The 19,693-nt window shown below is 39.3% G+C and carries 23 protein-coding genes; 12 read left to right on the forward strand and 11 right to left on the reverse strand.

Going from position 1 to position 19,693, the window contains the following annotated elements; translation table 11 throughout:
- Positions 1-12: 12 nt before the first annotated feature.
- The 3 genes from EXE29_RS05770 to EXE29_RS05785 all read left to right on the forward strand — a co-directional run bounded on the left by EXE29_RS05770 (position 13) and on the right by EXE29_RS05785 (position 1,853).
- Entirely contained in the window at positions 13-474 is a 462-nt protein-coding gene (locus EXE29_RS05770) for a super-infection exclusion protein B (RefSeq protein ID WP_120364207.1), read from the forward strand.
- Between the two features lie 40 nt (positions 475-514).
- Positions 515-1,168: an oxygen-insensitive NAD(P)H nitroreductase gene (gene nfsB / locus EXE29_RS05775; RefSeq protein ID WP_120364206.1), complete on the forward strand. Its 654-nt coding sequence runs from the start codon at positions 515-517 to the stop codon at positions 1,166-1,168.
- 454 nt (positions 1,169-1,622) lie between these two features.
- Positions 1,623-1,853 (forward strand): hypothetical protein, encoded by a 231-nt coding sequence (locus EXE29_RS05785; protein WP_106984800.1) that lies wholly within the window; start codon positions 1,623-1,625, stop codon positions 1,851-1,853.
- Between the two features lie 124 nt (positions 1,854-1,977).
- Here EXE29_RS05785 and EXE29_RS05790 read toward each other — a convergent pair whose 3' ends face one another.
- From EXE29_RS05790 to EXE29_RS05805, 4 genes are all read right to left on the reverse strand, one after another.
- Positions 1,978-2,835, reverse strand: a complete 858-nt coding sequence (locus EXE29_RS05790) for an EamA family transporter (RefSeq protein WP_120364204.1) — start codon at positions 2,833-2,835, stop codon at positions 1,978-1,980.
- Between the two features lie 101 nt (positions 2,836-2,936).
- A complete protein-coding gene (fba, locus tag EXE29_RS05795) occupies positions 2,937-3,974 on the reverse strand; it encodes a class II fructose-bisphosphate aldolase (RefSeq protein ID WP_120364203.1) in 1,038 nt (345 codons plus the stop codon).
- A gap of 122 nt (positions 3,975-4,096) precedes the next feature.
- Positions 4,097-4,372, reverse strand: a complete 276-nt coding sequence (locus tag EXE29_RS05800; RefSeq protein WP_106984803.1) for a hypothetical protein — start codon at positions 4,370-4,372, stop codon at positions 4,097-4,099.
- A gap of 151 nt (positions 4,373-4,523) precedes the next feature.
- The gene (locus tag EXE29_RS05805) at positions 4,524-5,711 is read right to left on the reverse strand and encodes a phosphoglycerate kinase (protein WP_106984804.1); all 1,188 of its coding nucleotides are present in this window, start codon (positions 5,709-5,711) and stop codon (positions 4,524-4,526) included.
- A 139-nt stretch (positions 5,712-5,850) separates the two neighbouring features.
- Between EXE29_RS05805 and EXE29_RS05810 the strand changes: the two genes are divergently transcribed.
- The 5 genes from EXE29_RS05810 (at position 5,851) to EXE29_RS05830 (ending at position 10,487) form a co-directional block, all read left to right on the forward strand.
- Entirely contained in the window at positions 5,851-6,234 is a 384-nt protein-coding gene (locus EXE29_RS05810) for a DUF2237 family protein (RefSeq protein WP_106984805.1), read from the forward strand.
- A complete protein-coding gene (locus EXE29_RS05815; RefSeq protein WP_106984806.1) occupies positions 6,234-6,827 on the forward strand; it encodes a Maf family protein in 594 nt (197 codons plus the stop codon). Before EXE29_RS05810 ends, EXE29_RS05815 begins: the two co-directional genes overlap by 1 nt.
- A gap of 146 nt (positions 6,828-6,973) precedes the next feature.
- Positions 6,974-7,765 carry a PP2C family protein-serine/threonine phosphatase gene (locus EXE29_RS05820; protein ID WP_117006668.1) on the forward strand — a complete coding sequence of 264 codons (792 nt, stop codon included), beginning with the start codon at positions 6,974-6,976 and terminating at the stop codon, positions 7,763-7,765.
- Positions 7,766-7,990: 225 nt separating this feature from the next.
- On the forward strand, positions 7,991-9,235 hold the full coding sequence (locus EXE29_RS05825) for a PDDEXK-like family protein (RefSeq protein WP_120364202.1): 1,245 nt from the start codon (positions 7,991-7,993) through the stop codon (positions 9,233-9,235).
- A gap of 82 nt (positions 9,236-9,317) precedes the next feature.
- On the forward strand, positions 9,318-10,487 hold the full coding sequence (locus EXE29_RS05830; protein ID WP_106984809.1) for a ribosomal protein uL16 3-hydroxylase: 1,170 nt from the start codon (positions 9,318-9,320) through the stop codon (positions 10,485-10,487).
- 141 nt (positions 10,488-10,628) lie between these two features.
- Here EXE29_RS05830 and EXE29_RS05835 read toward each other — a convergent pair whose 3' ends face one another.
- The 5 genes from EXE29_RS05835 to EXE29_RS05855 form a co-directional block, all read right to left on the reverse strand.
- On the reverse strand, positions 10,629-12,533 hold the full coding sequence (locus tag EXE29_RS05835) for a sensor histidine kinase (RefSeq protein WP_120364201.1): 1,905 nt from the start codon (positions 12,531-12,533) through the stop codon (positions 10,629-10,631).
- Positions 12,534-13,223 carry a response regulator transcription factor gene (locus EXE29_RS05840; RefSeq protein ID WP_120364200.1) on the reverse strand — a complete coding sequence of 230 codons (690 nt, stop codon included), beginning with the start codon at positions 13,221-13,223 and terminating at the stop codon, positions 12,534-12,536.
- A 210-nt stretch (positions 13,224-13,433) separates the two neighbouring features.
- Positions 13,434-14,210 carry a glutathione S-transferase N-terminal domain-containing protein gene (locus EXE29_RS05845; protein ID WP_117006663.1) on the reverse strand — a complete coding sequence of 259 codons (777 nt, stop codon included), beginning with the start codon at positions 14,208-14,210 and terminating at the stop codon, positions 13,434-13,436.
- A gap of 205 nt (positions 14,211-14,415) precedes the next feature.
- On the reverse strand, positions 14,416-14,928 hold the full coding sequence (gene rraA / locus EXE29_RS05850) for a ribonuclease E activity regulator RraA (RefSeq protein ID WP_106984813.1): 513 nt from the start codon (positions 14,926-14,928) through the stop codon (positions 14,416-14,418).
- Positions 14,929-14,939: 11 nt separating this feature from the next.
- A complete protein-coding gene (locus EXE29_RS05855; protein WP_120364199.1) occupies positions 14,940-15,605 on the reverse strand; it encodes a Rossmann-fold NAD(P)-binding domain-containing protein in 666 nt (221 codons plus the stop codon).
- A gap of 215 nt (positions 15,606-15,820) precedes the next feature.
- Between EXE29_RS05855 and rpsT the strand changes: the two genes are divergently transcribed.
- Together rpsT and EXE29_RS05865 are read left to right on the forward strand one after the other, a co-directional pair.
- Positions 15,821-16,087 carry a 30S ribosomal protein S20 gene (rpsT, locus tag EXE29_RS05860; protein ID WP_106984815.1) on the forward strand — a complete coding sequence of 89 codons (267 nt, stop codon included), beginning with the start codon at positions 15,821-15,823 and terminating at the stop codon, positions 16,085-16,087.
- Between the two features lie 188 nt (positions 16,088-16,275).
- A complete protein-coding gene (locus EXE29_RS05865; RefSeq protein ID WP_106984816.1) occupies positions 16,276-16,716 on the forward strand; it encodes a hypothetical protein in 441 nt (146 codons plus the stop codon).
- A 102-nt stretch (positions 16,717-16,818) separates the two neighbouring features.
- On the opposite strand, the gene EXE29_RS05870 is transcribed toward EXE29_RS05865, so the two are convergent.
- The gene (locus EXE29_RS05870) at positions 16,819-17,553 is read right to left on the reverse strand and encodes a histidine phosphatase family protein (RefSeq protein ID WP_106984817.1); all 735 of its coding nucleotides are present in this window, start codon (positions 17,551-17,553) and stop codon (positions 16,819-16,821) included.
- Between the two features lie 53 nt (positions 17,554-17,606).
- Complete coding sequence (locus tag EXE29_RS05875; RefSeq protein WP_120364198.1) at positions 17,607-18,455, reverse strand: 3'(2'),5'-bisphosphate nucleotidase CysQ family protein; 849 nt, start codon at positions 18,453-18,455, stop codon at positions 17,607-17,609.
- A 14-nt stretch (positions 18,456-18,469) separates the two neighbouring features.
- On the opposite strand from EXE29_RS05875, the gene EXE29_RS05880 reads away from it, so the two are divergent.
- Entirely contained in the window at positions 18,470-19,156 is a 687-nt protein-coding gene (locus tag EXE29_RS05880; RefSeq protein WP_106984819.1) for an HAD-IA family hydrolase, read from the forward strand.
- On the forward strand, positions 19,149-19,595 hold the full coding sequence (locus EXE29_RS05885) for an RNA-binding S4 domain-containing protein (RefSeq protein ID WP_106984820.1): 447 nt from the start codon (positions 19,149-19,151) through the stop codon (positions 19,593-19,595). The genes EXE29_RS05880 and EXE29_RS05885 overlap by 8 nt, the downstream gene beginning before the upstream one ends.
- Positions 19,596-19,693 lie beyond the last annotated feature (98 nt).

Raw genomic sequence — 19,693 nt, forward strand, 5'->3', positions numbered from 1 at the left:
ATCATTGAAACAATGAAATTAGACTTTTCTAAAACCAATAAAATTTTCAATATTTTTCTAGTACTGCTTTTTATTGTCATACTTATTGATCTCGACCCTGCACTCACATACGTGATCTCAATCATTAAAACCCCATTGCTACTCATTTACTTAGTAAGCACAGCTTTAATACTGTATGAATTTTTACATAAATTTCACGGCCATTTGAATGAAAAAAACCGACTAAAAAGCGCACATAAAGATATACAAGATGCATTGAACCAATTAAGTCATGATGAAAAATACTTTTTGTCTCTATTTACAGAAAAACAAGTACTTGAACTGGGTTTTGACCCTAAAAATCCAACGATTCAAATATTACTAAGCCAAAAATTAATCATTGATTTAAATAAATTTGAAGGTGCTAAAAAACACTACCGAATTCATCCAAATGTATATAGATATTTAAGAACTCACCCCAAAGTTTTATATTAAAATAAAATCATTATTTTAGACCGTTCTGGAAGGCTTCATCATGGATTTGCTCAATATTTCAAAAAGTCGTTATACCACTAAAGCTTACGACCCAAACAAGAAAATTCCACCAGAACAATTTGCACGTTTACTTGAAATTCTTCGTTTGACACCCTCTTCTATCAATATTCAACCTTGGCACTTTTTTATTGCCGATCATAGTGCCGCGAAAGAACGTATTGCAAAAGCCTTGGTGGGTAAATATGCCTACAATGCACCAAAAGTACTCGACTCATCACACACCATTTTATTTTGTACCCAAGCCGATATTAGCGAAACGCACCTTGAGCACTTACTGAGCCGTGATGAAGCAAGTGGTCGATTTAAAGATGAGCAAGCCAAACAAGGTCAAAAAGACAGCCGTACGGGCTATGTGAATTTTTATCGCAACGAAAAAGGTGATATTCAGCGCTGGGCCGAAAATCAAACCTTTATTGCCCTTGGCCAAATGCTTTTAGCTGCAGGTATTGAAGGTGTGGATGCAACACCGATTGGTGGTTTTGATGAGGATATTATGAGCGATGAGCTACAGCTTGTTGAGAAGGGCTTAATTCCCTCCGTATTATTAACCTTGGGCTACCGCAGTGAAAAAGACTTCAACGCCAAACTCCCCAAATCACGCCTGAGCCAAGAAGAAATATTCACCAAGCTCTAATATTTTCAATAAAGCGACGAAAGGGGGACTATTCCCTCTTTCATGTCATTTTAGGACTTATTTTTTAAACATAAATCGAGTATATTTTGCGCAACTTAATATCTTGGTCAATTATCATGTTTGTTGCACCTAAATTACCGATGAAATTTTATTGCGCTTCATGTAAATCCATTTATTTACAACCCTACCAAGCAAAAGCACACCTTTTTTATCCACACTGCCCTCAATGTCAGCAACCTGGACAATTACAAGGCACAGTAGAGACACAAGACTTTATTAAACATCCCATCCCCCTCATCAAAAGCTATTTACAAGGCTTCAGCCGATCTTTAAATAGTTAAAATATTCTTTTAAAAATAATGCCTTAGATAAAAATTAAATTAATGTTTTTATTTTTTGGCCTGTATTTTGCTTTTTATTAAATACGATTTATATTCAATCAAGGGGAATACTCATGTCTATGCTGTTTAACCTACCAATGAAGTTTGAATGTACCCATTGTAATACCTGCTATATGCACCCTTATCAAATACAAGAACACCATTACCCTGCTTGCCCTCAATGTAAGGCACAAGGTCAATTACTTGGCATTGCTGAAACTGGCGATTTAATACAAAACCCTATTCATGCAATGAACAGCTACTTGTCATGGGTCAAAAGTAAATTAACGCCACATAGTCACTAAATGACTTAAGTAATGCGTTGAGTTAATGCTTAACGACAATAAAAATAATGCAAAAAGAATAATCTAGAAAATGTAACAGCCTACAGTAAATCATGCATAACTTCCTCCAGTTATGCATGATTTTTTACATTGCATAGGCCAAGCACAAAACACTACTTAAGCCTAAAGCTAAACCCAAAGCGACAATGGGCTTCACACGCTCTTTAAAGATAAATAATCCACTGAGCACACCGAGCATCACCACCAATACATTCATGCCTGCAAATACGACTGCTGGCGAATCTTTCAAGAGCATGTGTGCTTTCACATATAAGGCAATATTGGCAAAATTTAATACGCCAAGTAGTAAACCTGCACTAATATTTTGCCATGTTCCCATACTTTTATATTTAACAATGATGTATAGCATGGACAAAACAAAGGCAAAAATAAACATCAAATTCAGTGTCACTGAAAATTGTAAACCCAAGCCTGTCGTATATTTCAGCAATACATCTATGAGTGCATAACCTACCCAAACCGCTAAAAGCGAAATAACAGCCATCGGTTTTGCACCATAATTCAACTGTTTGCTTTTATGTGAATCTAATATACAAAATACGGCGCAAACCCCCATGATAATGCCCAAAATTTTCAGCTGATTAAAGGCTTCATGAAAAATGAAATACGCTGCCAGCAATGACAACACCACCGATAAACGCTGGGCAATTTCAGTTTTTAAAATACCTGCGCTTTGCAATGATTTGGACAAACTGAAAAAAATTGCAGGGAGCAATATGCCTAAAACGGTAATCAACCACCATGGTGTATGCTCGACTGACACATGGACTAAATCTGGCTTAAACCATAAATAGGTTAATACACTGGCCATCGCATAATTCCATGCAATCATTTGCATTGGAACTAAGCCTCGATCTCGGCATATTTTTAAGATTATAGATACCGCCACACTGCACAGCGCAGCTGCAAATATCAATTCCATGATGGTGTATCCTCTATCAAGCGATATTTTATATTTTTTCTTATCAATACAAGAAAAGCCCACATATTGTGGGCTTTTGCTGATAAATAATCTATGACAAATTATTTATAACGATCAACCATTTTCTCTAAAGAAATCGGGCGGATCTTGTCAGCGTTGCCAGCTGTACCAAATGCTGTGTAACGGTCTACACAGATTTGCTTCATTGCTTCAACAGTTTGAGCAAAGAATTTACGCGGGTCAAATTCGCTTGGTTTTTCAGCCATCATACGGCGCATTGCACCAGTAGACGCTAAACGCAAATCTGTATCGATGTTGATTTTACGAACACCGTGTTTGATTGCTTCAACCAATTGCTCAACAGGAACACCATAAGTTTCTTTGATGTCGCCGCCATATTGGTTAATGATTGCAAGCCATTCTTGAGGAACAGAGCTTGAACCGTGCATTACAAGGTGTGTATTTGGCAATGCCGCATGAATTTCTTTAATGCGTTCGATTGCTAAAATATCACCTGTAGGTGGACGCGTGAATTTGTAAGCACCATGTGAAGTACCTACAGCAATTGCTAAAGCATCTACATTTGTATCAGCAACAAAGCTACGCGCTTCTTCAACAGAAGTTAAAAGCTGTGAATGGTCAAGAACGCCTTCTGCGCCTACGCCATCTTCTTCACCAGCCATACCAGTTTCTAGGCTACCTAAACAGCCAATTTCACCTTCAACTGATACGCCGCACGCATGCGCCATTGCAACTGTACGACGAGTTACGTCTACGTTGTATTCGTAAGTTGTTGGTGTTTTGCCGTCTGCACCCAAAGAACCGTCCATCATTACTGATGAGAAGCCTAATTGGATAGAACGCTGACATACGTCAGGGTCTGTACCATGGTCCTGATGCATTACAACAGGAATATGCGGCCATTCTTCAATTGCTGCCAAAATAAGGTGACGTAAGAATGAAGCGCCTGCATATTTACGCGCACCAGCAGAAGCTTGTACGATTACAGGTGAATTCGTTTCGTCTGCGGCCAACATGATAGCGCGCATTTGTTCTAAGTTGTTTACGTTAAACGCTGGTACGCCGTAGTTGTGTTCGCCGGCGTGATCCAAGAGCTGGCGCAATGAAATAAGAGCCATAATGTCCTCCCAGGTAATGCGACATATTCTACATGCACAATCATTTCAATTCAGCAAAAAAACCAACTTTTATATAAAAAATCCCTGCTTATGCAGGGACTTTTAAAATAATGTCAGCAATTTTAGTGAGCTGCTGCTGAAGCTTCTGTTTGCTCAGTGTCTGCTGTCGCCTCATCTGCAGGTGCATTTGCAATTTCTGCAGGTACATCCGTATTTTTTTCGTCCAAGACTGGTTTATCTAAAGAGTCAATTGCCGCTTGTTGCTCTGGCGTCACTTTGTCATTTGTAACTGCAGCAGATGCTTCAGTCGCATCATGTGGAGCTGCATCTTTTTTTGCACACGCTGTTAATGCTAAAGGCGCAATTAATACTGCTGCAAGTGCCAGTTTTAGGTTCATCACATTGTCCTACGGGTTGATGATTAACTTCATGGAAAATTTTATTGCAGAAATATTGCATTTTTATGACTGAAAAATGAACGGCCATAAAAAAAGGGCTAACAATTGTCAGCCCTTTTTTGTATTTCAGTCTTAATCAAAGACGAAATGCTTATGCACGCTCAATAAGCGCAGCAACTGCAGGAAGTGTTTTACCTTCTACAAACTCAAGGAATGCACCACCACCTGTAGAAATATAACCAATTTTGTCTGCAACTTCATATTTGTCGATCGCAGCTAAAGTATCGCCACCACCAGCAATTGAGAAACCAGCAGATTCAGCGATCGCTAAAGATAATGTTTTAGTACCTTCGCCAAACTGATCAACTTCAAATACGCCTACTGGGCCATTCCACAGAATTGTTTTTGAAGTTTTTAAAATTTCAGCAAATGCTTTCGCTGTTTCTGGGCCAACGTCCAAAATCATGTCGTTGTCAGTTACATCTTCAACTTTTTTCACAACTGCTTTCGCTGCAGCCAATGAACCTAAGAAGTCATCAAAATTAATTTCTGACGCATCTGCCACAACTACGTCTGTAGGAAGTGGTACAGATACTTTGGCAGCAATTGCTTTTGCAGTGTCGATCAAATCATTTTCGCAAAGTGATTTGCCCACGTTAAAGCCAGCAGCAGCTAAGAATGTATTAGCAATACCACCGCCAACGATCAATTGATCGCAAATATCTGAAAGTGATGTTAATACATCAAGCTTAGTTGATACTTTAGAACCCGCAACAATCGCAACCATTGGCTTTTCAGGAGTTTGTAGCGCACGCCCCAAAGCATCTAATTCAGCTGCCAATAAAGGACCTGCAGCTGCAACTTTTGCACAACGTGCAACGCCTTCAGTTGATGCTTCTGCACGGTGAGCCGTACCAAATGCATCCATTACATAGACATCACAAAGTGCTGCATATTTTGCAGATAATTCTGGGTTGTTTTTCTTTTCACCAACGTTAAAACGGCAGTTTTCAAGTAATACCACTTGACCTGGTACAACTTCAACGCCATCTAAGTATTCAGTGATTAACTTAACTTCTTGGCCTAAAGCTTCTGTTAAGTATGCCGCTACAGGAGCAAGCGATTGTTCCGCTTTAGGTTCACCTTCAACAGGACGACCAAGGTGTGAATACACCATTACAGCTGCACCTTGCGCAAGGGCTGCTTTAATTGTTGGTAATGCCGCACGTAAACGGGCATCACTTGTAATCACGCCATTTTTAACAGGTACGTTTAAGTCTTCACGAATTAGAACACGCTTACCCGCTAAATCAAGATCAGTCATACGCTGAAAGTTCATGCATTGCTCTCTTTATTGATATCAAAACGCGAAGATTTTAAATGATTATGTGAAAAAAGGTTAGCTTCTTTTGCAGAAAAGGCATCCAAACTTAAAGTTTTGCTATCATAGGGAAAAATCAGAGCAAGATTCAAAGCCTATGTCTATTCATCCAGACCCGCATCTTAATCGTCTTAACGCTTTAGGTGAGCCTTTGGCCAGCTGTTGTTTTGATCCCATTACCGGTTTTTTTCGTAATGGTTTCTGTCATACAGCCGTTTCGGATTTAGGCCAGCACACCATGTGCGCACAAATGACCTCTGAATTTCTTAATTTTTCGCAAAAAGCGGGAAATGACCTTATCACCCCATTACCAGAAGTTGGTTTTCCAGGTTTACAACCCGGCGACTTTTGGTGCATCTGTGTGACGCGTTGGGTGGAAGCATACCAAGCTGGCATTGCCCCACCTGTCAAAATACAAGCATGTCATCAAGCTGTGCTGTCTTATGTACCGCTTGATGTACTTATGGAATATGCAGTGTAATGAGTACTCCCGAAATCATTTTGGCCTCCTCTAGCCAAACCCGTAAAGATTTAATGGATCGTTTACGGATTGATTACCGTTCAATCGTACCTGATATAGATGAATCGCCGCGCGGTGAAAACCATGCGGATGATTTGGCAAAACGACTGGCTTTTGAAAAAGCCAAATGTATTAGTAGCCAATATCCAGATGCGATCGTGATTGGTTCGGACCAAGTCGCTTGGCGTGAAGGCGCTCCCGATATTTTTATTGGCAAGCCACTGTGCACAGAAAAAGCCATTAAACAATTACAAGCCAACTCGGACAAAATTGTTTACTTTAGTACGGCGCTCAGCGTACAACATGCGAGTTCTGGCTTTGAACAGACCTTGATCGAACATTATAAAGTGAAGTTCCGCAAACTGAGCTTGCCTGAAATTGAACGCTATGTAGACGTTGAACAACCTTTACACTGTGCGGGTAGCTTTAAGTGTGAAAGCTTGGGGATTAGTTTGTTTGAAGAAATGATTGGCCATGATCAAACCACGTTAATGGGCATGCCAATGATTAAACTTTGTCAGATTTTGCGTGAACTGAAGATTTTAGTACCTTAATTTCTAAGTACGACGTCTAAAACAAATTAATAGGCAGCGCCTTAGTATTTAAGTGCGCTGTTTTTTTTAATTATTTTTATAAATTAGGCCGCGAAGCAAAGCGCAAAGGCGTAACCACTCTGCCATATTTTGATGCGGAGTAATTTATGAACGACCTGAACTTTGAATTACAAGGTTTTTCACTCAAGTTCAAATCACCACAACAACAAGATGCCATGTTGATTGCGCATAAAGTGCTACAACATGACCGTATCCTGAGTAAACGTCGTATATATCCCATACATGAAGCATGGTGTACTGCACTTGCTGATGGTGTCAGCCAAAGCCCTCAGGCACAGCTCGCCTCTAAAAAAATTCTACAATTGGTCGATCAAAATCAGTCAATGCAAGTCCCTTTCAACTTTGCCCTTTTACAGCAACAATTTTGCCAATATTTCTCGCAACTGCCTGAGCACCACGGCACCAGTACAACACTGATTACGCTCACACACAGTCAATCACAATTTATTGAGATACAGCATTTGGGCAATAGTCGTGCCTATCTTTATTCACTCGCACAAGCAACGCCCCAATGGCGTCAACTTACACGTGACCATAGTTTTATTGAAGAACTTCTTGCACCAACCGACATTCAAAATAGAGTGTCCTATGCCAGTTGTTATGACATGCTCACCCAATACTTTTGTGCTGATGACAGCCATGAGGTATGCCTCTCACCGTTACAAGAGCAGTTTTTAACTGAAAATGAGGCCTTGGTCATTTGTACAGATGGCATCTATCAATCATTGGCCTGTTCTCACTGGCCATTGCTTCAGCCCAATCTATCTTTGGCAAATTGGTTACTACAACTCAAAGAAAAACTCGAACAACATAAGCCTTATGATAATGCCAGTATTGTGATTGTTCGTTTGACGTCGAGCAAGGTACATCCACAATAGAAAGCATGTGCTGGTAGCCAAATAGCACAATAAATCTGATTATTTTAAAGCGCTATTTCATCGTGTATACCCAAGCATATTGGGCCACCATTAAGCTAACATGGGTTTGAAATTTTCAGATATACTTAGATAAAACAAACAATTAGTACTTTTACTTATTAGAAATGGTGTGCATAAAACTTATAGTACATGCGTGCTGTAGAATATTAAAATTGGAATACTCCCATGCAAAATATCGAACATTTACTCCGCTCAGTTTCAGATGAACTCAGAGCCTTAGCGCTTGCCAAAAGCAAATATGTGCAACAACTCGCACCCAATTTTTCTATTTTTAATTATATTTATACCGATGAGTTAATGCTCAGTCGCATGATTGCTGACTTGCTTAATCCAAAAGGAGATCACGCTCAAGGACATATTTTTCTGTCCTTATTTTTACAGCAACTGACCAACGCATCGCACTATTTATTGTTAGATATTCAACGTGCCAAAGTAGCTATCGAAGTCTTAACCTTTCGCAACCAAACGCAACGTCGCATGGATATTTATTTAGAAATTCCATATATAGACAGCGCACAAAGCTTCGGTATTTGTATTGAAAATAAACCTTATGCCGCTGATCAAAAAAATCAGTTAAAAGACTACGCATCTGAACTATCTAAACGGCATGATAGAAACCAAGATATGCAACACCATTGGCATCTGGTTTATTTGGCTGGTTATGGCAACGAACCGAGTGCTGAAAGTGTTGAACCGAGTCAATTAGAAGAATGGAAATCTAAAAATCACTTCACCTTAATCTCGTATCCGGAATTAATTGAATGGCTTAATCAGTGCATGCTCCGATGCCAAAATGAACGCGTAAATAACTTTCTAAATGCATTTAACACCTTTATTCGAAAAAGTTTTTTAGGAATACAAGACATGTCTGAACAGCAACATTTACTTAATCTCATCAGCTCAAATGATCAATATATGGCGTCTGCTTTTGAAATAATAAAATATCAAAATGAGCTACAAGATCAACTGATCAAAAAATTTGAATCACAATTAATTCAGACATGTAAACAAAAAAACTGGCACATTACAGGTCATTTTTCTAGAGAAAAAGCCACAGGTCTCACAATCAACTTTGACAACCCACACACGCATATTGATTTTATTATTCAATTTTATGCCAAAAACTATGGAGATTTCTTCTGGGGCTTATCTAAAAAAATATCTGATTACCATGATCCTGATTTATGGAAAGAAATTCATCAAAATGCGTCTTTACATTTTAGTACGGACAAAATTCAACACAGTGAATGGTGGCCATTTTATATCGATCAAAAATACCCTTTTAATTGGCAATCACATCATGAAGCATGGCCCATGATCTTATCTGGCGAGTTATGTGATCGCGTGATGTATTATGCCGAAGAAACATATCAGCTCCTCAAAAAGCAGGATCTTTTGAGTAAGTTGTAAATAATTCTTAAAATAAAGCTTTTACTTGCACCAGCCAAAGACACAAGGGACAATATGGGAAATTTAATTTATGGTTTTTCTTATGTCCCAACCTTTAGACGTGCTCGGCGGTATTAGCGCTGAGCAATTCCTTGCCGAATATTGGCAAAAAAAACCGCTCCTTGTACGTAATGCGCTTCCTGAAATTGCTGATATTTTAGAGCCAAGCGATATTATGGAATTGGCACTTGATGAAAACGTCAATGCACGTCTAATTAAGCAAAAAGACAAAGACCCAAATCAATGGTCTGTAAAATCTTCACCTTTAATCAAAGCTGACTTCCAAAAAATGCCCAAGCTTTGGTCTGTACTCATCCAAGCTGTAGATCATTATTCTTTTGATTTGGCGGCTTTATGGAAAAAATTCCCCTTCATTCCACAATGGCGCCGTGATGACATTATGGTGTCATACGCACCGCAAGGTGGCTCAGTGGGCAAGCATTTTGACTTTTATGATGTATTTTTAGTTCAAGGCTATGGGCATCGCCGTTGGCAGTTAGGTCAAATGTGTAATGCAGATACAGAGTTTGTTGCAGGCCAGCCTCTACGCCTATTACCAGAAATGGACATTCATTTTGATGAAGTTTTAGCACCTGGCGATCTATTGTATGTACCACCAGGTTTGGCACATTACGGCGTTGCTGAAGATGACTGCCTCACCTACTCATTTGGCTTCCGCATGCCGAATGTAACCGACATGATGGATCGTGTGAGCGATAAATTTTCAGAAAATAGTGCTTTAAAAAATCCATTGCTTGATATTATTCGTGATCAACAAAGTGCGATTGGTCAAGTGACTGAAAATGAACTGGAATATCTAAAAACTAAACTTTTTGAGCATTTGCAAAACTCAAATATTTTAGAAGATGCCATCATGAGCTTGATGTCTGAACCAAAATATTTAGACAACATTCCTGAAGCTGAAGAAATTGGTACAGGTGACTTAGAGGCCGTACTTGAGCAAGGTTATCAATTGCTGATGGAACCTGCTTCACGCCTACTTTATACCGAACAAGATGGCCAATTGCTATTTTGGGCCAATGGCGAAGCTATATGTACTTCAGATGCTTCTGCAAGCTACTTAAAACGCCTTGCCGATGGTGAACTCATTTTATTAGATGAAAATCTTGCAGATAATGACATTTTGGAAGATATCGCACATTTACTGAATGAATCGATTGTTATGCTTGCTCCAACGGACGATGCCGAATAAATAACAGCATTGACGATTTAGCCGATTACATATTTTGTTCTAAGCTAAAGGAATCATCCAATGAAGGGCCATTCTCTTCATTGGATTCATTTTTAAGCTCAAATCACTTCAATCGTTCAACTTAGACATCAATATCATCATTTATACAGATGAATCATTCTCATCAATGGGGGCGTCAATTAGTACTTGTATACGAGTACAACCAGATGCAGATTGAATTGAAAAAGTTGCACCCATGCGTTCAGCGCGAGTTTTCATACTACGTACACCAATACTCATACCGTTTTGATTCACACACTCTACATCAAAACCAACGCCATCATCTTGCACCGTTAATTCAAGTTGTTGCGTTGCTGTAAAGTTTAAGCTCACCACAATTGACGTTGCTTGGCTATGCTTAACGACATTCACCAAACTTTCTTCTAAAATTCGAATGAGTGTTAAACATTGTAATGCGGTAGGCTGAAATACCCAAGATGGCGCAACATGCCATGCAACACGAATATTTAACTCATCTAACAGTAAATTAAAACGATAACGTACAGGTGCAAGCCATAAAACTGGTGAATCAGGCACTCGACTCCCTTCAGCTGATCCAGTATCAATAATTTGACGTAAGTCATCTCTCAAAAGTTTTAACATTGATAAAAACTGTTGATTCGGTATTTGATGTTCACACTGGTCGACAATAATCATAGAACGTACCAGTGATGCACCTAAACCATCGTGCAAATCATGAGATAAATCCATACGCTCGTGTAAACGCGCATTACTCAATTCGAGCTGATGTTGTTCATTTAAACTTTTACTCAAGTTTGCACTGACTTCTTCTACTTTAGTTGCTAAATAATTATTAAAATCTTCGACTTTTTTAATATTTCGGTTGAGCCTAACCCCCAATATCACCACGATAAAAATCGTGACAATGGGTGAAGTATACGGCGTAAGTGATGTAACCTCATAAGGTACACCCACCACAAATACCACTAAATCAAATAAACCGAGTAGCAATACAACCGTCATACAACATGCTAAAAATATAAAATCGCCTCGCTTTTTACGAAATGCCATTATGCATAAATAAAAATAGACGCATAAAAACAAGAGTATGTAAAAGAGCAATACCACTACAACCACTAAATTAAGTGTGCTTAACCCCGTCAAAGCTATCGCAAGAAGGCTCACTGCAGTAATACACAAGAGCACCTTTTCAAGCCTCGGATGTTTTTGCTCAATAAAACGAACCAAGTAAGTACTAAAAGTGAGTAAATATAAAACCAAACAGATCATGTTAAATTTAATCATGACCACAGTATTTGGATATGGCGCCGTTTCTGAAATCAGAATATTGGTAATGAAAAGCACCCAAAACAATGAACTTAAAGCAAACCAACCAAAACTGGTTTCTTTAGGGCGAAATAGCCAAATAATTAAGCAAATAATGCCCAGAGTACTCGATAAAATCGAATTGATTTGAAAAAGTGTGCGATGGTCCCATGTTTTTTGCCGGATCATCGCACTATTTCCAACAACATTATTAAAATCTATTTTCCCAACCCCTGCACCCAAGTCTGAATAGCCTGTGACATAAATCATGATCTCATTTTCATGCGTGCGTAAGCCTGAGATAGGTAAAATCCAAGAGCGTTGAATATTCCAACTCTTAGATAAAGGTTCGACCAAGTTTTGGTCCCGCCACAACATATCCCCATTCAGATATACGGCGCCTGCAACATTAATATAATCGAGCGAAAATGCGATGGGTTCTTTTAATTTTTCATGATTTTGGCATTGCCAATGCCACTGCACCCGATACCATGCTCCGCCAACATAATCTTTCCATGGTCCCTTATTTGACCATCGATCAGGTAATTTCGCGACTTCTTCCCAACCTTGAGTAGGAATCGAATCTATAGAGGGTGTTTGTGCTTTTTGAATGTTCTTTACAATGACTTGGCATTGTTGATTGATAACAAAATTTTCACTAGCAAAGCTAAAACTACAAATAAACCATAACAGTAAGCATGTAAATTTTAGCTTGCTCATTTATAAAATTCCTAAAGAGCGAGCAGCGCTCACGGCCTTCGTTCGTTTTGTTACGGAAAGTTTACGGTAGATATGCTTAATATGGCTTTCAACGGTATACCGTGAGACACACAATTTCTCTGCAATTTCTCGATTACTCAAGCCCTGTGCAACCAAGTTAAGAATTTCTGTTTCGCGTACAGTGAGCAATACCTGCTCCGCATCAACTAAACCAATCTGCTCAGGCTCAGACTGTCCTTGTTCCTCAACTGCAATTTGCTTTAAAATTTCACGGGCAATAAACGGATCAATTGGCGCACCACCACGCAAAATACTCCGAATCGACAACAGCACTTCAGCGTCATCACGCTCTTTGAGCACATAACCTGTCGCTCCTGCCTTAATTGCACCAAACAAACTTTCTTGAGTGCTCCATGCAGAAATCACCAAAATCATCGCACTGCTTTCTATAGCACGTAGCTTTTCGATAATTTGTCGACCATTCCCATCAGGCAAACCTAAATCGACCAAAGCCAGTGAAATAGGCTGCTCTTCAATAATCTGAAAAGACTCCTTCACATTTTTCGCAAAGAGTAAGTCAGCGGGTTTATAACCCAATTCCGTTAAAATTTGGCGTAGCCTAAATTGAATAATCTCTTCATCTTCGACCACTAATACAGGAACTGGTAATATCACATCAGAAACAGCCATTTATCTACCACCCCAAAATTTTCTTAAAGTAATCAATTTATTGCTCTAAGAATATCCCTAGAAATAAGTAATTTAATTACTTTTTAAGGAGCAATATTGCGAAATGTTCTTTTTATCCTCGGCTTTAAAGCGATGACACATAAAAGTTGAAATATACGCTACATACTGCTCTAAATTGACAATGTTTTTTATTCTACGCCTGTATTTGATTTAGGCACCATATTGTGCGCGCAAATACTTTACTATTTTCGCAGACTCAAATAATTTTACACCTGTATTTGGGTCGACCAAATAAGGGACTTGAATATTATCCCCCATTAATTTCAACACTTGCTCACGTTTTCCACCTTCGAGTGGCACATATTGGCCTGGCTTTAAACGTAAAATCGCCATACCTTGATCTTGCCAGCGTTCTTTGGATACGTTATGAAACTTAAAAGCCAGCTCTAACTCAGTCAGCTCTGCACGCACAATACGCGTAAATGGGCTCGCTTCAAAGCCCCACAACTCTAGTAACTTTTCAGGGGCTTCACGTTTTAATATCTTTTTATTAACCCAAACACCACGCGCACCATTTACCACAGTTCCCGCTAAAGCGAGTACAGGTACTTTAGGGTAATGTGAATATTGTTTTGGTGTTTGGCCTGTTTTGCCATAATGTTTAAATAAATGATGAATAATCGCCTGCGATTCATATAGTTGCGTCCCCGTATTGTCATCAACTAAAAATGGAAATTGGCGACGCCCACCCAATGCTTTCATTTCAGTTCTATAACGCTCACCACCTTTGGGGCAAGGATATACTTCATAATCTAAATTGAGTGTCGTCATTACCTCACGCACACGGCGACAAAACGGTGAACCTTCAAATTCATAAAGTTTCAGGGCCTTTTCTGGTTGTTTAGGATGAGCTGTTCCATTGGTACCCCGCCCACCTTCTAATACAGCAGAGGCAATTGCTTGAATCACTTTAATTTGATGGAGCATAGATCTCATCCTTTTTCGTTTTATGTATTGGTATTTTTATGGCAGGTCACTTTAAAAGGTGACGCTCAGCAGAAAATGACTTAATGACTGATAGCACAGCACCACTTCAGTACTGTGCTATCTAAAATTTTATTGAGCGCTTACATTCAATTTATAATCAGGCATATACATCGTAGACCTGACAGACCACATCCACTTCTACAACTTAAAGTTGAACCAAAGCTTCTTCTGCAATCACAATTCCGTTATTGTCTGCATAAATAAATTGGCCTGACTGTATAACAACACCGCCAAAGCTGAGTGCAACATCCGTTTCACCTAAGCCTTTACGGTTACTTTTTTGTGGAATCGCAGCCAAAGCATGTACACCAAGATCTAAAGTTGCAATTGCATCTACATCACGGACACAACCATAAATAATCACGCCATTCCAGTGATTTTCTACTGCTGATTCTGCAATCATGTCACCCATCAGTGCACAACGCATGGAAGCACCACCATCAACAACCAGCACCTTACCTTGCCCATTCGTCGCCAATAGTTCTTTTACACGCGAATTGTCTTCAAAACATTTCACTGTAACCACTTGGCCACTAAAGCTTTTACGCCCGCCATAGCTCTTAAAAAACTTTCCGTCTAATGATGGGCACATCACTTGAATATTTTTTTCTGGATTGTCATCGAGTAAGTCACACGTCACAAATGGCACTGTAGACACAATATTTCCCCTCATTTGGTTTTTTGTATGCGTAAATTATCATAAATCTGAAATTTTTCGGTCTGCGTATGTGCTACCTCGACCATAGTATGAGCCACTTGATCGGCTGTCACTGGCTTATATTTAAAAGTATCGGGTACGAAATGCGAAAAGCGTCTATACAGTTTTTGTGCAGCATCTTCTAAGGTACGTGAACTTTCTCGCTCTCCCAAAAGCAATGAGGGCTGTATAATGGAGGTACAACACAAATCTAAACTTTTTACATAATACTCTAGCTCGCCTTTGACCCGATTATAAAAAAATGGCGATTGGCTATTTGCACCTAAAGCGCTGAGCAAAATAAAATGTGTTGGCGAATATTCTAGTAATTCCGCAAAATGCGCATTGATACTAAAATCCGTCTGATAAAATTTTTCTTTGCTTCCTGCCTGTTTCATTGTGGTGCCCAAACAACTAAATGCATGTGTATATGCCATCACATCTTGTTTATTGAGTTTTAAAAAATCATCTAGCACTAATTGTTGCACTTTAGCCGTTTGATTCAGTTGCGTATCTCTTTTTCGAACAACAGCTGTAATATTGCTACAGTCGTCCAACAAACTCAGCGACTGAATTAGTCGTCGACCCACCAAACCTGTTGCCCCGATCACGATTGCATTTTCTATAGATTTACTCATTTTTTATACAATATCCTCTAAACATGACTAATCTACGCTTTTCTTAGGACATTTTCTTCATCTAAAATGTTGTCAAAGCATGTCAAGACTTGACTTAAGCACTTAGTTTAATCACAATATGGCACTTGTTTACGGGCTGGTGATAGTTCTTCTGATGTTGGTTTTCAGATGTAATTTCAGCCCGCCCAGACCAATCTAATTCAAGGAGTGCACGAGTGGCAAACTCTGCTCAAGCAAAAAAACGTGCTCGTCAAAACGTTAAAGCACGTAAACACAACGCTAGCTTACGTTCTATGGTTCGTACTTATCTTAAACGTACAGTAGCTGCTATTGCTGCTGGTGACTATGCTGTTGCTACAGAAGCTTACAAAAAAGCTGTACCTGTAATCGACCGTATGGCTGATAAAGGCATCATCCATAAAAACAAAGCTGCTCGTCATAAGAGCCGTTTAAATGCACAAGTTAAAGCGTTAGCTAACTAATTTGTCGCAGTGAAAAAAGCCCATTTTTGGGCTTTTTTTGTTTTTGTATCATCTAAAAACCAAGCTATTCCCTCATAATTTAAATCAAACCAATATCATTCCAAACCCAATAATCCCATATTTTTTTTATGGTATTCCAAATCGATCTATTGTATGTTGATAACACCATCCTTTGGGATATTCATAGCATGATTGACAAATTTCTACCCACACTTGAAAAATTTCAACAGACCGAACAGCAATACATCAACTATTTTAGTGCCAAAGGCGAAAAAGATATTTTATCCAAAGTCATTTCTAATATGAAAGGCACAGCCGAAATACAAGCCTCACAAGGGGTTGATGCATGGTTGGCTTATGGCGTTTATTTACCTGCAATTGAACGTATATTTGCCTTACATTCAGGTGAGTCAGAAAGCCAGTTTTATCAACGCACCCAATACCCGCAAGAGGTTGTCGAGGCTTATACCCTTGCTGAGCATGAGATTGCGACTTTGATTGCCGCTGATAAATACAGCCGCATTCATCAGCAAAACACCGCAACCAATACAGCGATTTGGCCTTTAAATGATACTGGACGCTACATTAACCTGAATGATTATCCAAAACGAATCAAAGCTAAAATTTAAATGAATCATCAACTATAAAAAAAGCTCAATAGATATATATTGAGCTTTTTACATTACTTTTAGAATGAAGCACTAGATTTTTAATGCGCTTTAATACATGTATTAGGTTTGCGGTTGAAAATCTGCAATATTGAGTTCATTTAATTGGCCACGCCAAATCCACTTCAGCTTGGATTCGAGAAAAATATCTCCCTCAAACCACACAAATAGCCCTTCCATCATCTTTGGCCATTCTTCACGTGTAATCCCATGCTTACCCGAAATAACCGCCAATATAGCCGCCAAAATCGTGTCATGGCTCACCGCTAGGCTTAAACCCGAATGATTACTTGGATGCGTGTTATATATCAATTCCAGTACATCCACGACACCATTAATAGGATGTTTCATGCCTGGTAAAGCATTATTTACAAAACTATTGATAAAGCCTAATGCACCTTGCTTTTTAAAGTATGGGCCTGCCTGTTTAATATCTAAAACAAAACTTCCTGGCTCGACCAATAAGCCTTGCTCAATAATTTCAATATGATGCGTATTTACTGCAACAGACTTTGCATCCGCACCCTCAATCATCAGCGCAGCGGTATCTACACAACGTTGAATAGGACTTGAAATGCAATGCTCAATAACCCGGTCCGTATTTTCAATTAAATACTCACCCCAAGCTTGTGCCAAATCACGGCCTTGATTGGTCAATTGTAAATCATAGCCTGCTAATCCTTGACCAGTAACCACTTCACGAATCGAGTGTCGTGTAAATAAAGTCACTGGAGTTTTAGCATCAGGCAATAAATCTAGAGCCTTGAGCATACTAGGAGGAAGCAGATCTAAAGCCATAACACATCAAATGCACAATCGTTTGCATTACTATAGCATGAACAGTTTTTAGCTCAATCGCTGTTCTGCATTAACTCAAGTGCCTGTAAAGCAAGTTTTTTCATATTGTCATCTTTAAAAGCGATAAAACCGCCATTTAACAAGCTCTCACGCTGATTATAAACAAAGGGACGACCTTTAAAATCAAGTAAGCCACCACCAATGCGTTCGATCAAACATTGACCCGCACTGGTATCCCATTCGCAGGTTGGATGAAATCTCGGGTAAATATCCACACGATCTTCTAGCATCATGCAAAACTTATACGCACTTCCCGCCTTAAATACTGCATAGTCTGTCAATTGTAACAAAGCTTGCAAATATTCTGCATACTTAGGTTTGTTTTGACTACTTTGACTTAAACCAACCTGCACTACAGTTGTTGTTTGAGCTTCGTATTCAAACCATTGTTGGCTATCAATATTATATTTTAGAGGCATTCCCTGTTCTGGGCAGATATAAACATCTCCTGCACCTGGTATGGCCAATATTGCAAAAACCGTATTTGCACCTGAGACCTTACTCAGGTTAATTGTAAATTCAGGCCGTTGATGTAAAAACTCTTTGGTTCCATCCAAAGGATCAAGTAACCAAAACTCAGACCATTGCCGACGTAAATCTTGCTCACCTTCTTCTGACAAAATAGGCAAGTCAGACAAGTTCATTAACTGCTCACAAATATAAGCATTTACCCGATAATCCGCCTGAGTGACAGGTGATTGATCAGACTTTTTCAGCACCTCAAAATTACCACCGACACAATACTGGCGATATTCTTCTCGCAAAATTTCACATGCCTGTGTCACAATGGGCATCAACTGTAAGATTGTCGGGTCTTGCGGTATTGCTGTAGTTTTAAACATAGAATGCCCTATATATGTCAAATTATTCAGAAAAGCCAACGATCATCTTTGATATGGATGGCACGCTCCTTGATCTTGCCTACGATGACTTTATTTGGAATGAGCTCTTACCCATTCGTTATGCCGAGCTACACCAATGTAGTCTAGAGCAAAGCACTCAGACTTTATTCAATTTTTATCAACAACATAATCATACCTTAAAATGGTACTCATCACGCTTTTGGACCTCACAAGTTGGCGTAGATGTGCTAGCGATGCAAATTGAACAGAAACATAAGGTCGCAAAACGTGCAGGCTGTATCGCATTACTCGAATATTTAAAACAGCATCAGTACCCGATTTGGCTGGCCACCAATGCTGATACAGCTGGCCTTGCTTTTAAGTTAGAAGAAACAGGGCTTGCCGCCTACTTCGATGTCATTATTAGTAGTGAAACCGTCGGTCATGCCAAAGAATTTAATGAATTTTGGCAAGCTTTGCATGAACGTCACCCTTTTAACCCAAAACATTGCTATTTTATTGATGATACGGAAAAAGTCTTAAAAAGTGCGCAAGGCTACGGAATAGATGCTTTGTTTAGTATTCGCCAACCGTCTTCACATAAAGCACCACGCGATTCGTTCAATTATCCAATGCTCGATGCATTAACAGATCTCATCCCTATTTTACAACAAGCTGAGGAACTCAAAAAATATGCGTAAGTCAAACCTAGCCGAAGATGCGGTTGGAATGCGTATAGACAAATGGCTTTGGGCTGCACGGTTTTTTAAAACCCGCTCTATTGCTAAACATGCCATAGAAGGTGGTAAAGTCCACCAAAATGGTGAGCGCGTAAAAGTCTCACGTGAAGTACGTGTAGGAATGGAACTCACCATTCAACAAGGCATTGAGAAAAAGACCGTTGTAGTAAAATCACTCTCTGATGTACGTGGCCCTGCTCCTGTTGCTCAGCTACTTTATGATGAAACGGAAGTGAGTTTAGCCAAACGGGAATTGCTTGCATCACAAAGAAAGTTGCATAATCTAGCTCGACCAGATCACCGACCTAGCAAAAAAGATCGTCGTGATATTGGTAAATTTAAAAAAGAAAATGATCAGATGTTTGACCAGCAATGGTCGTATCATGATGATGTAGAATGACGCGTCACAATGTGTCGCACACACTGTGATAGGTATAGTTAATCAGGATGAATTCTGTCACTATACGCTGGTGGAAAAGGTTTAAAGTAAATACATCC

Source organism: Acinetobacter sp. WCHAc060006, from assembly GCF_004209135.1.
Taxonomy (GTDB): domain Bacteria; phylum Pseudomonadota; class Gammaproteobacteria; order Pseudomonadales; family Moraxellaceae; genus Acinetobacter; species Acinetobacter cumulans.

Coding starts and splice junctions, on each gene's coding strand:
- EXE29_RS05790 (WP_120364204.1), bottom strand. CDS start 2,835: ATGGAATTGATATTTGCAGCTGCGCTGTGCAGTGTGGCGGTATCTATA.
- EXE29_RS05815 (WP_106984806.1), top strand. CDS start 6,234: ATGAGTACTCCCGAAATCATTTTGGCCTCCTCTAGCCAAACCCGTAAA.
- nfsB (WP_120364206.1), top strand. CDS start 515: ATGGATTTGCTCAATATTTCAAAAAGTCGTTATACCACTAAAGCTTAC.
- EXE29_RS05785 (WP_106984800.1), top strand. CDS start 1,623: ATGTCTATGCTGTTTAACCTACCAATGAAGTTTGAATGTACCCATTGT.
- EXE29_RS05800 (WP_106984803.1), bottom strand. CDS start 4,372: ATGAACCTAAAACTGGCACTTGCAGCAGTATTAATTGCGCCTTTAGCA.
- EXE29_RS05865 (WP_106984816.1), top strand. CDS start 16,276: ATGATTGACAAATTTCTACCCACACTTGAAAAATTTCAACAGACCGAA.
- EXE29_RS05870 (WP_106984817.1), bottom strand. CDS start 17,553: ATGGCTTTAGATCTGCTTCCTCCTAGTATGCTCAAGGCTCTAGATTTA.
- EXE29_RS05825 (WP_120364202.1), top strand. CDS start 7,991: ATGCAAAATATCGAACATTTACTCCGCTCAGTTTCAGATGAACTCAGA.
- fba (WP_120364203.1), bottom strand. CDS start 3,974: ATGGCTCTTATTTCATTGCGCCAGCTCTTGGATCACGCCGGCGAACAC.
- EXE29_RS05835 (WP_120364201.1), bottom strand. CDS start 12,533: ATGAGCAAGCTAAAATTTACATGCTTACTGTTATGGTTTATTTGTAGT.
- EXE29_RS05875 (WP_120364198.1), bottom strand. CDS start 18,455: ATGTTTAAAACTACAGCAATACCGCAAGACCCGACAATCTTACAGTTG.
- EXE29_RS05820 (WP_117006668.1), top strand. CDS start 6,974: ATGAACGACCTGAACTTTGAATTACAAGGTTTTTCACTCAAGTTCAAA.
- EXE29_RS05840 (WP_120364200.1), bottom strand. CDS start 13,223: ATGGCTGTTTCTGATGTGATATTACCAGTTCCTGTATTAGTGGTCGAA.
- EXE29_RS05770 (WP_120364207.1), top strand. CDS start 13: ATGAAATTAGACTTTTCTAAAACCAATAAAATTTTCAATATTTTTCTA.
- EXE29_RS05885 (WP_106984820.1), top strand. CDS start 19,149: ATGCGTAAGTCAAACCTAGCCGAAGATGCGGTTGGAATGCGTATAGAC.
- EXE29_RS05830 (WP_106984809.1), top strand. CDS start 9,318: ATGTCCCAACCTTTAGACGTGCTCGGCGGTATTAGCGCTGAGCAATTC.
- EXE29_RS05855 (WP_120364199.1), bottom strand. CDS start 15,605: ATGAGTAAATCTATAGAAAATGCAATCGTGATCGGGGCAACAGGTTTG.
- EXE29_RS05845 (WP_117006663.1), bottom strand. CDS start 14,210: ATGCTCCATCAAATTAAAGTGATTCAAGCAATTGCCTCTGCTGTATTA.
- EXE29_RS05805 (WP_106984804.1), bottom strand. CDS start 5,711: ATGAACTTTCAGCGTATGACTGATCTTGATTTAGCGGGTAAGCGTGTT.
- EXE29_RS05880 (WP_106984819.1), top strand. CDS start 18,470: ATGTCAAATTATTCAGAAAAGCCAACGATCATCTTTGATATGGATGGC.
- EXE29_RS05810 (WP_106984805.1), top strand. CDS start 5,851: ATGTCTATTCATCCAGACCCGCATCTTAATCGTCTTAACGCTTTAGGT.